The sequence below is a fragment of the Streptomyces globosus genome, assembly GCF_003325375.1.
Classification (GTDB): domain Bacteria; phylum Actinomycetota; class Actinomycetes; order Streptomycetales; family Streptomycetaceae; genus Streptomyces; species Streptomyces globosus_A.
In genome coordinates this window covers 6,767,895-6,780,759 of the sequence record NZ_CP030862.1, presented here as the reverse complement: position 1 = coordinate 6,780,759, position 12,865 = coordinate 6,767,895, and the positions used below count along the sequence as shown (strand labels likewise).

12 protein-coding genes are annotated in these 12,865 nt (G+C 72.1%); 5 read left to right on the top strand and 7 right to left on the bottom strand.

The window, feature by feature from the left end; translation table 11 throughout:
• Nucleotides 1-81: 81 nt before the first annotated feature.
• Nucleotides 82-630 carry an RNA 2'-phosphotransferase gene (locus tag C0216_RS30190; protein WP_114058285.1) on the bottom strand — a complete coding sequence of 183 codons (549 nt, stop codon included), beginning with the start codon at nt 628-630 and terminating at the stop codon, nt 82-84.
• A gap of 133 nt (nt 631-763) precedes the next feature.
• Between C0216_RS30190 and C0216_RS30185 the strand changes: the two genes are divergently transcribed.
• On the top strand, nt 764-1,519 hold the full coding sequence (locus C0216_RS30185; RefSeq protein ID WP_114058284.1) for an aquaporin: 756 nt from the start codon (nt 764-766) through the stop codon (nt 1,517-1,519).
• 130 nt (nt 1,520-1,649) lie between these two features.
• Here the strand turns inward: C0216_RS30185 and C0216_RS30180 are convergent, their stop codons facing one another.
• The 3 genes from C0216_RS30180 to C0216_RS30170 are packed head-to-tail and all read right to left on the bottom strand — an operon-like array spanning nt 1,650 to nt 5,283.
• The gene (locus tag C0216_RS30180) at nt 1,650-2,582 is read right to left on the bottom strand and encodes a MerR family transcriptional regulator (protein ID WP_114059022.1); all 933 of its coding nucleotides are present in this window, start codon (nt 2,580-2,582) and stop codon (nt 1,650-1,652) included.
• 17 nt (nt 2,583-2,599) lie between these two features.
• Nucleotides 2,600-4,411, bottom strand: coding sequence for an SDR family oxidoreductase (locus tag C0216_RS30175; RefSeq protein WP_114058283.1), 1,812 nt, complete (start codon nt 4,409-4,411; stop codon nt 2,600-2,602).
• The gene (locus tag C0216_RS30170; RefSeq protein WP_114058282.1) at nt 4,408-5,283 is read right to left on the bottom strand and encodes a M24 family metallopeptidase; all 876 of its coding nucleotides are present in this window, start codon (nt 5,281-5,283) and stop codon (nt 4,408-4,410) included. Before C0216_RS30170 ends, C0216_RS30175 begins: the two co-directional genes overlap by 4 nt.
• Before the next feature lie 217 nt (nt 5,284-5,500).
• On the opposite strand from C0216_RS30170, the gene C0216_RS30165 reads away from it, so the two are divergent.
• The 4 genes from C0216_RS30165 to C0216_RS30150 are packed head-to-tail and all read left to right on the top strand — an operon-like array spanning nt 5,501 to nt 8,991.
• Nucleotides 5,501-6,472, top strand: coding sequence for an ABC transporter ATP-binding protein (locus tag C0216_RS30165; RefSeq protein ID WP_114058281.1), 972 nt, complete (start codon nt 5,501-5,503; stop codon nt 6,470-6,472).
• Entirely contained in the window at nt 6,462-7,349 is an 888-nt protein-coding gene (locus C0216_RS30160) for an ABC transporter permease subunit (protein ID WP_114058280.1), read from the top strand. The genes C0216_RS30165 and C0216_RS30160 overlap by 11 nt, the downstream gene beginning before the upstream one ends.
• Nucleotides 7,346-8,257, top strand: a complete 912-nt coding sequence (locus C0216_RS30155) for an ABC transporter ATP-binding protein (RefSeq protein WP_114058279.1) — start codon at nt 7,346-7,348, stop codon at nt 8,255-8,257. The genes C0216_RS30160 and C0216_RS30155 overlap by 4 nt, the downstream gene beginning before the upstream one ends.
• A gap of 14 nt (nt 8,258-8,271) precedes the next feature.
• Nucleotides 8,272-8,991, top strand: a complete 720-nt coding sequence (locus C0216_RS30150) for an ABC transporter permease (protein WP_114058278.1) — start codon at nt 8,272-8,274, stop codon at nt 8,989-8,991.
• 279 nt (nt 8,992-9,270) lie between these two features.
• Here C0216_RS30150 and C0216_RS30145 read toward each other — a convergent pair whose 3' ends face one another.
• From C0216_RS30145 to pheA, 3 genes are all read right to left on the bottom strand, one after another.
• Nucleotides 9,271-10,083, bottom strand: a complete 813-nt coding sequence (locus C0216_RS30145; RefSeq protein ID WP_114058277.1) for an HAD family hydrolase — start codon at nt 10,081-10,083, stop codon at nt 9,271-9,273.
• Nucleotides 10,080-11,357 (bottom strand): serine--tRNA ligase, encoded by a 1,278-nt coding sequence (gene serS, locus C0216_RS30140; protein ID WP_114058276.1) that lies wholly within the window; start codon nt 11,355-11,357, stop codon nt 10,080-10,082. Before serS ends, C0216_RS30145 begins: the two co-directional genes overlap by 4 nt.
• Before the next feature lie 522 nt (nt 11,358-11,879).
• Complete coding sequence (pheA, locus tag C0216_RS30135; protein ID WP_114058275.1) at nt 11,880-12,815, bottom strand: prephenate dehydratase; 936 nt, start codon at nt 12,813-12,815, stop codon at nt 11,880-11,882.
• Between the last annotated feature and the right edge of the window lie 50 nt (nt 12,816-12,865).

Here is a 12,865-nt window from a genome sequence, read left to right as displayed (position 1 = left end):
GTGATCGCGAGGTGCCCCCCCCTCACGGATCCCGGAATGGGGAACAGGTTAGGGGGATGATCTGACAGTCTGCCGGGAAATTCAGTGCGGCCCCGGCAGGCGGAGGAACCGCGGCGGTACCGCGTCCACGAGCCAGACGCCGTTGGCGCTGATCCGGAAGACGTGTCCGGCGGCCCGCATCGCTGCCGCGTCGACGCCGATGACGACCGGGCGGCCGCGGCGTGCCCCGACGCGGGTGGCGGTCTCCCGGTCGGGGGACAGGTGGACGTGGTGGCGGGCCATCGGGCGCAGGCCCTCGGCGCGGATGGCGTCCAGCGCCGCGGCGACGGTGCCGTGGTAGAGGTGCGCCGGAGGCTCGGCCTCCGGGAGGGCCAGGTCCACGGGCACAGTGTGGCCCTGGTTGGCGCGGATGCGGGTCCCGTCGACGGCGAAGCGCTGCTTGTCGTTGGCGGCGACGACATGGTCGAGTTCGGCTCGTGTGACGGGGAAGCCGTGGGCGGCGGCCGCGGCCAGGAGGTCGCCGATCTCGGCCCAGCCCTGCGGGTCGAGGTGCAGTCCGATGCGCTCGGGCTGGTGGCGCAGGTGCTTCGACATGTATTTGGACACCTTCACGGTGCGTCTGTCGTCCATGTGCCCAGCTTGCCGGGGCGTGGCCGGCTTCCGCACCGTATTTCGGCCGCTCCGGCCGAGAGGCACCCAGGGTAGATGCGTTCCGTTATGCGGAATATATTTTCCATTGTTTGCCTGCTCCGGGGGAGGACCCATGACCATCCACGCGTCCCTGCCGCGCCGCGCGGCCGCCGAGTTCGCGGGCGCCGCGGGCCTCCTCGCGGTGGTCGTCGGATCCGGCATCCAGGCGGCGGCCCTCAGCAGCGACACCGGTGTCGCCCTGGCCGTCAACTCACTCGCCTCGGCCATCGGCCTCGGCCTGGCCGTCACCCTCTTCGCGCCGATCTCCGGGGCGCACCTCAACCCCGTCGTCACCCTCGCCTCGTGGTGGGCGCGCCGCCGCGGCGGCGCCGGTCTGCCGGGCCGGGAGGCGCTCGCCTACGCCGCCGCGCAGACCGCGGGGGCCGTCGCCGGGGCCGTCCTCGCCGAGACGATGTTCGGCCGGGTGCCCGGTGCCTTCGCCACCCAGGTCCGCGGCGGCGGCCACCTCCTCGTCGGCGAGGTCGTCGCCACCGCGGGACTGGTGTTGGTGATCTGGGGCCTGGACCGCACCGGGCGGCCGCGGCTCGTTCCCGCAGCGGTGGCGGCGTACCTCGCGTGCGCGATCTGGTTCACCTCCTCCGGCTCGTTCGCCAACCCCGCCGGCACGGTGGGGCGCGCCTTCAGCGACTCCCTCACGGGAATCGCCCCGCAGTCGCTGCCCGGCTTCGTGGCGGCGCAGTTGGCCGGCGGAGCGCTGGGCCTGGCCCTCGCTGCGCTCCTCTACGGAGGCCGCGGCAGGCGTACCGCCGTACGGGCGGACGGCGCGGCGGAGCCGGCGGCAGGCAGGGCGGCCGGGATCGCCAGCTGACGCGCAAGCCCTCGGGAAGGTGCTTCGTCCACAGGTTTGCCCACAGGAAAACCCCGCTTGTCCACAGCCGGTTGGGTGGGATTTGACGGTAAACGAGTGGTCCGCCCTGTGGACCACGGCAGTCTGTGGATCACGCCGTGTCGGACCCCCGACCGGCTCCGCGGCGTGCCAGGTCGTTCATCCGCCGGGCCTGCAGTTCCCGCTCGGCCGCGGCGCGGACGAACTCCGCCACATGCTCGGCGCCCACGAGCTCCTGCACTGCCCGCACGGTCTCGGCGGGCAGCGGGACGGCCGCCGTCCCGGGCGGCTGTGCGCCCCCGGCTGCCCCGAGGTGGTGCCGGAGGTGCCGGGTCGCGAACAGCCTCATCGCACGGGCCAGTTCGGCGTCCACCGTCTGCTGCGCCAGCGGGCGCAGCCGGCGGACCATCTCGGCGGCCTCCTCGGCGTCCGCGTCCGCCGGCGGCACCTGCCCGAGGTAGCGGGCGAAGACGTGCTCGGTGGTGAACTCCAGGAACCGCGAGGCGATGTGCTCCACCTGCCCGCGCAGCTCCCGCAGGTGCTCCGCGATGGCCCGCAGAGGCACTCCCGCCGCATACAGCTCGGCGGCCACCGCCAGCTCCTGCGGAGAGGGCACCAGGAACTCGTCCGGACACCCGGGGATCCGCTCCAGTACGCCCAAGTCGCACGCCTCGGCGACGGCCGCGTCGTCCCGAGTTCCGCCGAACCGCTCGCCCAGCTCGGCCCGGCTGACCCGGCCCGCCTCCTCGTCCGTCCACGGTCCCTGCACCTCGGCGACGAGGCCCAGGACCCCGCCGAGCCCGCGCCCCTCGTCCCACGCTTCGAGCAGCTCCTTGATGGAGGCCAGGGAGTAGCCGCGGTCCAGCAGGCCGGCAATCTGCCGCAGCCGCACCAGGTGCGCGTCGCGGTAGACGTTCGACCGGCCGCGCCGCTCCGGCTTCGGCAGCAGGCCCCGGTCCTGGTAGGCCCGGATCGTGCGCACCGTGGCCCCGCTGCGGTGCGCCAGGTCCTCGATCCGGTACTCGGCCGCCGCCTGATCGGGCACTCCGGGCGCGGCCCCGGTCACAGGCGCGGCTCCAGCCGGGCGAGCCGCCGCAGCACACCGGGCGCGAACCGCGACAGCCACAGCGCCCCCTTGGACTCCGGTGTCACGGGCGTCACCGCCTCGTTGTGCACGACGGCCCGCAGGATGGCGTCGGCGACCTTCTCCGGCGGGAAGTTGCGCAGCCGGTACAGCCGCGCCGCGCGCTCCTGTCGCCGCTTCTCCTCGGCGCCGTCCACCCCGGTGAAACGGGAGGTGGAGGTGATGTTGGTGTTGACGATGCCGGGGCAGACCGCCGAGACGCCGATGGACTGGGGCGCGAGTTCGGCGCGCAGGCACTGCGAGAGCATCAGCACCGCGGCCTTGGATGTGCTGTACGCGGGCAGCGACTTGGACGGCAGGTAGGCGGCAGCCGAGGCGGTGTTGACGATGTGCCCGCCCTGGCCGCGCTCGGCCATCTGCCGGCCGAAGATCCGGCAGCCGTGGATGACGCCCCACAGGTTGACGTCGAGGACCTTCCGCCAGTCCTCGGCGGTGGTGTCGAGGAACGGTCCCGACAGCCCGATCCCGGCGTTGTTGACGAGCACGTCGACGACTCCGTACTCGGCGGCGGTCTTCGCGGCGAGCTTCTCCATCGCCGCCTCGTCGGCGACGTCGGCGCATTCGCCCCACGCCCCGGCGGCGCCGACGAGCCTCGCCATCTCGGCGGTGCGCGCCGCGCCCTCGGCGTCCCGGTCGACGCAGACCACCCGGGCACCGGCCTCGGCGAACGCGTATGCCGTGGCCCGGCCGATGCCGCTGGCGGCGCCGGTGACGAGGACGAGGCGGCCGGCGAACCGGTCGGCGTACCTGCCGGGCGCCCTGAGCCCCGGGCCCGGGGCGCGGGCGGCGGGCTCCTCCCGGGCGGCGGCGAACTCGGCGATCCACGCGGCCAGCTGGTCGGGCCGGGTGCGGGGCATCCAGTGCTTGGCGGGCAGGGTGCGCCGCACCAGGTCCGGGGCCCAGCGCTCCAGCCCGTCGTAGAGCCGCTCGGACAGGAAGGCGTCCCCCGTCGGGGTGATCAGCTGGACCGGGGCGTGCGCGTACGCGTCGGGCCGGGGGCGCCGCATCCGCGCCCGCACGTTGTCGCGGTACAGCCAGGCGCCGTGCGCGGCGTCGGACGGCAGCGAAGAGGTCGGGTACGAGCCGGCCGGGACCTGCTCGACGCGCCGGAGGATCTCGGGCCAGCGCTTGCCGAGAGGGCCCCGCCAGGCGAGCTCCGGCAGCAGCGGCGTGTGCAGGAGGTACACGTACCAGGACTTGGCGCCCTGGCCGAGGAGCTGGGCGGCCCGCCGCGGGGTGGGCCGGCTCAGCCGCTCCCTGATCCAGTGCCCGAAGTGGTCGAGGGAGGGGCCGGACATGGAGGTGAAGGAGGCGATCCGGCCCTCGGTCCGGGCGGTGGTCACGAACTCCCAGCCCTGCACCGACCCCCAGTCGTGGCCGACGAGGTGGACGGGCCGGTCCGGACTCACCGCGTCCGCCACGGCCAGGAAGTCGTCGGTGAGCTTCTCCAGGGTGAACCCGCCGCGCAGCGGCACCGGCGCCGTCGAGCGGCCGTGCCCGCGGACGTCGTACAGCACGACGTGGAACCGGTCCGCCAGCCGCTCGGCCACCCCCGACCAGACCTCCTTGCTGTCCGGGTAGCCGTGGACCAGCACCACTGTCGGCCGGTCCCGCTCGCCCAGCTCCACCACGCACAGCTCGACGCCGCCCGTGCTGACGCGCCGCTCGCGCGCCCCGGCCGGGCCCTGTCCCGCCGGCCGGCCGCCGGTCGTCCCGTCCGCCTCGTTCATGCTGCCCCCTCCTCGGCCCAGCGCCGCACGTGCGGCAGGTCGTCGTCCAGCCAGAACGCGCTCTCCTCGGGGTCTCGGGAGTCCGTGACGACGAGGATCTCCTCGAACTTGGCGCCCGTCCCCCGGAATCCCAGATGGGGCTCCACCGCCCACATGCCGGGCTGCGGCGCGTGGTCGGAGAACCGGTACGGGCTCCAGAGCGGTGACCAGCCCTCCCGGTGTCCGTGCAGGGCGTCCCCGACGAGCCCCTTGAGGGACTGCGCGCCGAACCCGAAGACGGTCGGCGACCAGCGCCGCTCCCGCACCCGGTCGACCTTGTGGGCTATGACGCCGAAGGGATAGGCGCGGTGCCGGTTCGCGTAGCCCTGCCGCACCATCAGCCGGTCCACGTTCTCGTAGATCTCACGCAGCGACCGGCGCTCGCGGACCTGTCGCAGGATCAGCTCGCGGTGTGCGCGCAGGTCCGACAGGAGCCGGTCCTGCACCGGGTTGAGGCCGAGGCTGCCGGAGTACCCGATGTCCGCCGCATACCCCCGGTACACCGGGGCCATGTCGAGGATGAAGGGCATGCCCGGCTCGAGCGCCCGGTTCGTCGGGAAGAACTGGAGCGGCACGCGGAAGCCCGCGAAGGCCGTCCGGTCCCCGAACCAGGCGAACGGCAGGTGGAACCAGTCCCGCACGCCGTGCCCGCGCAGCCACTCCCGCTGCATGCGCGCCGCCTCGCGCTCGGTCACGCCCGGCCGCAGCTGCGCCGCGACCGCCTCGGCGCAGGCGTACGCGAGCCGCTGCACCTCCCGGAAGCCGCGCAGGTCGGAGCCGAGCCGCCCGGCGCGCGGTGCCGCGGTGGTGCCCTTCCCGGTGTCCCCAGCCATGCCAGCCGCCCGTCTCCAGAAGCCGTACCGCCCGTAACCTGCCACTGATGAATGTGACAATGCCCGGAGGCCGCGTCAAGGGGCGGGCGTGCCGCCTGTGGACAAACTTGTCCGGTTCACATCAGCCTCGCGTCAGGGTCCGTAGTCCTGAAGGCTGACACCGGACCGCCCTCCAGGTCTGACGACCGGCACGGACGCCGCCGCTAACGTCGGAGCCGTGACTGTCATCGCGACCGAAAGCCTGAGCAAGCGGTACCCCCGAGTGACCGCCATCGACCGGCTCTCCGTGGACATCGGGCCGGGCGTGACCGGCCTGGTGGGTGCCAACGGAGCCGGCAAGTCCACGCTGATCAAGATCCTGCTGGGACTGTCCCCCGCCACCGAGGGCCGCGCCGCCGTACTCGGACTCGACGTCGCCACGCACGGCAGCGCCATCCGCGAGCGCGTCGGCTACATGCCCGAGCACGACTGCCTGCCCCCCGACGTCTCCGCCACCGAGTTCGTCGTCCACATGGCGCGCATGTCCGGCCTCCCGCCGGCCGCCGCCCGCGAGAGGACGGCCGACACCCTTCGGCACGTCGGGCTGTACGAGGAGCGCTACCGCCCCATCGGCGGCTACTCCACCGGCATGAAGCAGCGCGTCAAGCTGGCCCAGGCGCTGGTCCACGACCCGCAGCTGGTCCTCCTGGACGAGCCGACCAACGGCCTCGACCCCGTCGGCCGGGACGAGATGCTCGGCCTGATCCGCCGCGTCCACACCGACTTCGGCATCTCGGTCCTGGTCACCTCGCACCTGCTCGGCGAGCTGGAGCGGACCTGCGACCACGTCGTCGTCGTCGACGGCGGCAAGCTCCTGCGCTCCAGCTCCACCAGCGACTTCACGCAGATCACGGCAACCCTCGCGGTCGAGGTGACCGACTCCGACGCGCACCCGGACGGCACGGCCGCCCTGCGCAAGGCGCTCACCGAGGCGGGCCTGGCCCTGCACGCCGGCGAGGAGCAGGGCCTGCCCGGCGCCGGCCACATCCTCCTCGTCGAGGCCACCGGGGAGAGCACCTACGACACCATCCGCGACACCGTCGCGGGCCTCGGCCTCGGCCTGGTCCGCATGGAACAGCGGCGGCACCACATCGCGGAGGTCTTCCGCGACAACGACCAGCGGAAGGGAGCCGGTACCGATGGCGCCTGACACCTCCACCCAGATCCACAACATCGGCTACCGGTCCTACGAAGGCGCCCGGCTCGGCCGCTCCTATGCCCGCAAGTCGCTGTACTCGCAGTCGCTGCGCGGGGCCTACGGACTGGGCCGCTCGGCCAAGTCCAAGGTGCTCCCGATGATCCTCTTCGCGGTGATGTGCATCCCCGCGCTGATCATCGTCGCCGTCGCCATCGCCGTGCCCGGCTCCACCGAACTGCCGATCAAGTACACGACGTACGCGCTGACCACCCAGATGATCATCGGCCTGTTCCTCGCCTCGCAGGCACCGCAGTCCGTCTCCCGCGACCTCCGCTTCAAGACGGTGCCGCTGTACTTCTCGCGCCCCATCGAGCGGGTCGACTACGTCGTCGCGAAATACGCGGCGATGGCCTCCGCCCTGTTCATCCTCACCGCCACGCCGCTGCTGATCATGTGGATCGGCGCGCTGCTGGCCAAATTCGACTTCGCGGACCAGACCAAGGGGTTCGCCCAGGGACTGGTCTCCGTGCTGCTGCTCTCGGTGCTCTTCGCCGGCCTCGGCCTGGTCATGGCCGCGCTCACGCCGCGCCGCGGCTTCGGCGTCGCCGCCATCATCGCCATGCTGCTGATCCCGTACGGCGCAGTGACCGCGGTCCAGGGCGTCGCCTACAGCGCGGGCAGCACCGGCCCGATCGAGTGGATGGGCCTCTTCTCGCCCATCACCCTGATCGACGGCATGCAGACCGCCTTCCTCGGGGCGACCTCCGCCTTCCCGGGCGGCGAAGGCCCCTCCACGGGCGCCGGCTTCGTCTACCTGCTCGTCATCCTGGCCCTCATCGCCGGCTCGTACGCCGCCCTGATGGCCCGCTACCGGAAGGCCGGGCTGTGACCACCATCGACATCGACCACACCTCCCGCTGGTTCGGGAACGTCGTCGCCGTCAATGACGTGACGATGCGCATCGGCCCGGGCGTCACCGGCCTGCTCGGCCCGAACGGCGCCGGCAAGTCGACCCTCATCAACATGATGGGCGGCTTCCTCGCCCCCTCCACGGGCACCGTCACCATCGACGGCAGCCCGATCTGGGGCAACGAGCAGGTGTACCGCCAGATCGGCGTCGTGCCCGAGCGCGAGGCCATGTACGACTTCCTGACCGGCCGGGAGTTCGTCGTCGCCAACGCCGAGCTGCACGGCCTCGACGACGCCGCTGCCCGGCGGGCGCTGGCCACCGTCGAGATGGAGTACGCCCAGGACCGCAAGATCGCGACTTACTCCAAGGGCATGCGGCAGCGCGTGAAGATGGCCTCGGCGCTCGTCCACGAGCCGTCCGTGCTGCTGCTCGACGAGCCGTTCAACGGAATGGACCCCCGCCAGCGCATGCAGCTGATGGACCTGTTGCGGCGCATGGGCGACGACGGCCGGACCGTCCTGTTCTCCTCCCACATCCTGGAGGAGGTCGAGCAGCTCGCCTCCCACATCGAGGTGGTCGTCGCCGGACGCCACGCCGCCTCCGGGGACTTCCGCAAGATCCGGCGCCTGATGACGGACCGCCCGCACCGCTACCTGGTCCGCTCCTCCGACGACCGGGCCCTCGCCGCCGCCCTGATCGGGGATCCCTCCACCTCCGGTATCGAGGTGGACGTCCAGGAAGGAGCCCTGCGCATCCAGGCCTCCGACTTCGGCCGCTTCACCGAGCTCCTGCCGCAGGTCGCCCGCGCCCACGGCATCCGGCTCCTGACGGTCTCGCCCTCCGACGAGTCCCTCGAATCGGTCTTCTCCTACCTCGTCGCGGCCTGAAGGAGCTGGCACCCATGTACAACCCCACCGTGGCCCGGCTCACCTACCGGGCCCTCCTCGGCCGCCGCCGCGCTCTGGTCCTCTTCGCGCTCCCGGCCATGCTCATCGTCATCGCCGGTGCCGTCCGCGCCTTCACCGGGCTCGACGACAGGATCGCGGCGGACCTGCTGGGCGGCTTCGCGCTGGCCACCATGGTCCCCCTGATCGGCGTGATCGCCGGCACCGGAGCGATCGGACCGGAGATCGACGACGGCTCGATCGTCTACCTGCTCTCGAAGCCCGTGAAGCGGCCGACGATCATCATGACCAAGCTGATCGTCGCGATCGCCGTCACGATGGCCTTCTCGGCGATCCCCACGCTGATCGCCGGCTTCATCCTCAACAACAACGGCCAGCAGATCGCGGTCGCCTACACGATCGCCGCACTGGTCGCCTCCGTCGCCTACAGCGCGCTGTTCCTGCTGCTGGGCACGGTCAGCCGGCACGCGGTCGTCTTCGGCCTCGTGTACGCCCTGATCTGGGAGTCGCTGTTCGGCAGCCTGGTCTCGGGCGCCAAGACCCTCAGCATCCAGCAGTGGGCGCTGGCCCTGGCCGAGAAGGTGGCCGGAGAGGGCTACGTCGACGCGACCGTCGGCCTGCCCACTGCGGTCGCGCTCCTCGTGGCCGTCACGGTCGGCGCCACCGTCTACGCGGGGCAGAAGCTGCGCCGGCTCACGCTGGCCGGCGAGGAGTAGCCACCGGCGGACGGGCCCCCAGGCACCGCATGTTTCACGTGAAACCACCGCATGTTTCACGTGAAACGCGATGCGGATCCGGCGGGGCCCGGGGCCGGCCGCAGCGGCGGAAAATCACTGGTACGGGACTCCGGCCCCGGGCAGAGTGAGCCGTGCGGGGAGCAACAAAAGGTCCGGGGCGGCCACTTCGAGCGCACCGTCAGGTGCGGGCCGCCCCGGACCGCTTCCGTGTCCGGGCCTGCGCGCGCCGTGCCTGGGGCGCGGTCGGCGGGACGGGTCCTACGCGGCGCCGAGCAGGCGCTCCAGCACCACCGCGATGCCGTCCTCCTCGTGGGAGGTCGTCACCTCGTCGGCCACCGCCTTCAGCTCCGGATGGGCGTTGGCCATTGCCACGCCGTGCGCCGCCCAGCCGAACATGGGGACGTCGTTGGGCATGTCGCCGAAGGCGATGGTGCCGGCGGCCTTGACCCCCAGTCGGCGCGCGGCCAGTGAGAGCCCGGTCGCCTTTGTCAGCCCGAGCGGCAGTATCTCCACTATTCCCGGCCCGGCCATTACGACGTCCACGAGCGAACCCACCGTCCGGCGGGCCGCGTCGACCAGGGCGTCGTCGCCGAGTTCGGGGTGCTGGATGTACAGCTTGTTCAGCGGGGCCGACCACACCGCCGCCGTGTCCTCCAGGTACAGGGCAGGCAGGCCCTCCTGCACCCGGTAGCCGGGCCCGAACAGCACGTCGCCGTCGACCCCGTCGCGGCTCGCGGCGAGCGCCAGCGGGCCCACCTCGGCCTCCAGCTTCGCCAGGGCCAGGCCGGCCAGCTGCCGGTCCAGCGTCACGGACGTCAGCAGCCGGTGCGCTCCGGCGTCGTAGACCTGGGCCCCCTGCCCGCACACGGCGATGCCCCGGTAGCCGAGGTCGTCGAGGATGTGGCGGGTCCAGGCCACGCCGCGGCCCGTGACGACGATGTGGACGGCCCCCGCCGCGGTGGCCGCGGCGAGGGCTTCCCGGGTGCGTTCCGACACGGTGCCGTCGCCACGCAGCAGCGTGCCGTCGAGGTCGGTCGCGACGAGCTGGTAGGGGAACGGGGCCGGGCTCACTTGGTGATCGGCTCCAGGACCTCGCGACCGCCCAGGTAGGGGCGGAGCACCGCGGGGACGCGCACGGAGCCGTCGGCCTGCTGGTGGTTCTCCAGGAGGGCGACGATGGTGCGCGGCACGGCGCACAGCGTGCCGTTCAGGGTGGCGAGCGGCTGGGTCTTCTTGCCGTCGCGGACGCGGATCGACAGCCGGCGGGCCTGGAAGCCGTCGCAGTTGGAGGCGGACGTCAGCTCGCGGTACTTGCCCTGGGTGGGAATCCAGGCCTCGCAGTCGAACTTGCGCGAGGCCGACGCGCCGAGGTCGCCGGTGGCGACGTCGATGACCTGGAAGGGCAGCTCGAGGCTGGTCAGCCACTGCTTCTCCCAGGCGAGGAGCCGCGCGTGCTCGGCCTCGGCCTCCTCCGGGGCGACGTACGAGAACATCTCGACCTTGTCGAACTGGTGGACGCGGAAGATGCCGCGGGTGTCCTTGCCGTAGGTCCCGGCCTCGCGGCGGAAGCACGGGGAGAAGCCGGCGTACCGCAGCGGCAGCTTCTCCGCCTCGACGATCTCGTCCATGTGGTACGCGGCGAGGGGCACCTCGGAGGTGCCGACCAGGTAGTAGTCGTCCTTCTCCAGGTGGTAGACGTTCTCTGCGGCCTGGCCGAGGAAGCCGGTGCCCTCCATGGCACGCGGACGCACCAGGGCGGGGGTCAGCATGGGGATGAAGCCGGCCTCGGTGGCCTGCGCGATGGCCGCGTTGACGAGGGCCAGCTCCAGCAGGGCACCCACGCCGGTCAGGTAGTAGAAGCGCGAGCCGGACACCTTGGCGCCGCGCTCGACGTCGATGGCGCCGAGCAGCTCGCCGAGCTCCAAGTGGTCCTTCGGCTCGAAGCCCTCGGCGGCGAAGTCGCGGATGGTGCCGTGGGTCTCCAGGACGGTGAAGTCGTCCTCGCCGCCGACGGGCACGTCCGGGTGGACGACGTTGCCGAGCTTGAGCAGCAGGGCGCGGGCGGTCTCGTCCGCCTCGTTCTGCTCGGCCTCTGCGGCCTTGACGTCCGCCTTGAGCTGCTCCGCGCGCTTCAGCAGCTCCGCCCGCTCCTCCGGGGAGGCCTTGGGGATGAGCCTGCCGAGCGACTTCTGCTCGTTGCGCAGTTCGTCGAAGCGCATGCCGGACGACCTGCGGCGCTCGTCGGCGGAGAGCACGGCGTCGACGAGTTCGACGTCTTCTCCACGGGCGCGCTGCGAGGCGCGGACACGGTCGGGGTCTTCACGGAGCAGCCGGAGGTCAATCACCCCACCAGGCTACCGGCCTGAGCTTCCCTGCCTCACACCGATATCACGCTGCGTGTCGCTATGTCCTAATTGCAACGAATGGAAAACTCTGTACCCGTGGCCGGAAGTCGTCGGCCGCTCCGCGCCCGATAAAACCCGGCCATTCCGGGAAAGGGGGTGAATCCCAGCATCCGGACAGCGTCCGGGGTGCCGGCGACGGCCGATTGTCCACAGGGAAGCCGCAGCCCACAGGGTTGTCCACAGGGTGTGCGCCGTATCTGTGGACACGGAATTAGATCAATCCCGCCCACTGCGCCCTCCCGGCGAATCCCGGTTCAAACCGCCCTCACACACTCATTCGGGTGGGAATGGCTCGCCCCAAAGAGTTGATTCGTGATACGGGGATGACGCCGTTCATCTCCTGCTCTCCTGCGCGAAACCCCTTCCCGAAGGCCGACAAGTCGACCCGGGGCGCCGGAAGTGTCGACTAGTCCACAGGCCCTCCCCCGGGCCTGTGGATAACTCTGTGGGCAGTGGAGGCCGCTACGCCCGGCCGTCGAGGCACCGCGTCAGCCAGTCCGACGCCGCGGTGAAGTCGCCGTCCGAGGTTCCCGGCCGCGGCGCCCGGACGTCACTGCGGGTGACGCCCGCCCTCGGGTAGGAGCCCAGGAAGCGGACCTGCGGACAGGTCCGCTTCAGACCCATGAGCGCCTCGCTCACCCTGCGGTCGGAGATGTGGCCCTCGGCGTCGACGGCGAAGCAGTAGTTCCCGATGCCCTCGCCCGTCGGCCGCGACTGGATCAGCATCAGGTTCACCCCGCGCACCGAGAATTCCTGGAGGAGTTCCAGCAGCGCACCGGGGTGGTCGTCCCCCAGCCACAGCACCACCGAGGTCTTGTCGGCGCCCGTCGGCGCGGCGGGCCGGGCCGGCCGGCCCACCAGCACGAACCGCGTCTCGGCGTTCTCCGCGTCGTGGATCTCCGTGACGAGCGGCACCAGCCCGTACGTGGCGGCGGCGAACTCACCCGCGAACGCCGCGTCGAAGCGGCCCTCCTGCACCAGCCGCGCCCCGTCCGCGTTCGACGCGGCCGACTCCCACACGGCGTCCGGCAGGTTCGCCCGCAGCCAGTTGCGCACCTGCGGCTGCGCGACCGGGTGCCCGGTGACCGTCTTGACGTCCGACAGGGCCGTACCCGGCCGTACAAGCAGGGCGAACGCGATGGGCAGCAGCACCTCGCGGTAGATCATCAGCGGCTCGCCGGAGGCCAGCTCGTCCAGGGTGGCGGTCACCCCGCCCTCCACCGAGTTCTCGATCGGGACAAGGGCGGCCGCCGCCTCCCCGTTGCGCACGGCGTCCAGGGCGGATGCCACGGAGACCATCGGGACGAGCTCCCGGGTCGCGGCTTCCGGCAGCGTGCGGAGGGCGGCCTCGGTGAAGGTGCCCTCGGGACCGAGATACGTGAAGCGGGTGGCCGACATGCGGTCAGCCTAATGCCGGGCACCCGCCCCGCGGGGCTCCGTTCACCCTT

Bases quoted from the DNA above. Each gene is read 5' to 3' on its own strand.
- C0216_RS30190 (WP_114058285.1), bottom strand. From the start codon at position 630: ATGGACGACAGACGCACCGTGAAGGTGTCCAAATACATGTCGAAGCAC.
- C0216_RS30185 (WP_114058284.1), top strand. From the start codon at position 764: ATGACCATCCACGCGTCCCTGCCGCGCCGCGCGGCCGCCGAGTTCGCG.
- C0216_RS30175 (WP_114058283.1), bottom strand. From the start codon at position 4,411: ATGAACGAGGCGGACGGGACGACCGGCGGCCGGCCGGCGGGACAGGGC.
- C0216_RS30170 (WP_114058282.1), bottom strand. From the start codon at position 5,283: ATGGCTGGGGACACCGGGAAGGGCACCACCGCGGCACCGCGCGCCGGG.
- C0216_RS30160 (WP_114058280.1), top strand. From the start codon at position 6,462: ATGGCGCCTGACACCTCCACCCAGATCCACAACATCGGCTACCGGTCC.
- C0216_RS30150 (WP_114058278.1), top strand. From the start codon at position 8,272: ATGTACAACCCCACCGTGGCCCGGCTCACCTACCGGGCCCTCCTCGGC.
- pheA (WP_114058275.1), bottom strand. From the start codon at position 12,815: ATGTCGGCCACCCGCTTCACGTATCTCGGTCCCGAGGGCACCTTCACC.